Source organism: Candidatus Frankia alpina (assembly GCF_902806485.1).
GTDB lineage: Bacteria > Actinomycetota > Actinomycetes > Frankiales > Frankiaceae > Frankia > Frankia alpina.
On the sequence record NZ_CADCWT010000583.1, the window covers coordinates 1 to 465 of the forward strand.

The window sequence follows — 465 nt, forward strand, 5'->3', positions numbered from 1 at the left end:
CGGGGGCAACTTCATCTCGACGTCCAGCCTTGCCCGCAAACTTCACATGGGGGTGAGGGCGGTCGAACGCTGTCTGATCCAGCTGGAACGGCAGGGGATCATCCGTCTGGCCGGTGGATCCCCCCCGGTTGTCGTCCGGTTGAACCTGGACGTGAGGGAACGGGCGGCCTGGGCATGCCCCGGACGTTGAAGCGCCCCGCCGGACTGTTCCAGCGGGGCGCTTCAACGTGGTGCGGGGTGGTGCCGGGCCGTCCGCTCCGGGCGGCCCGGCGGAGGAAGGGGTTAGGCCGCGTCGTTGAGGACTGCCCCCGGCGGAGTCTGCTTGCCGGCGGCGAGTACGTCACGGACCTCGCGGGCCCTGCGCGCGCCGACCCGCAGGGCGACCCGGATGCCGTCGGCGGTCTGCTTCCCTGCCGGAAGGCGGCGGGCCTCACCCACCAGCTCCTCGACCGTGCGATGCGGCCG

2 protein-coding genes are annotated in these 465 nt (G+C 72.3%); one reads left to right on the plus strand and one right to left on the minus strand.

The genetic code is table 11. The annotated features are described in order from the left end of the window. A partial coding sequence (locus G6R25_RS25755; RefSeq protein WP_205447464.1) for a hypothetical protein occupies positions 1–190 on the plus strand: 190 nt, incomplete at its 5' end. A gap of 92 nt (positions 191–282) precedes the next feature. Here G6R25_RS25755 and G6R25_RS24595 read toward each other — a convergent pair. Next, the coding region (locus G6R25_RS24595; RefSeq protein WP_163554713.1) for a hypothetical protein at positions 283–465 on the minus strand (183 nt) is incomplete at its 5' end.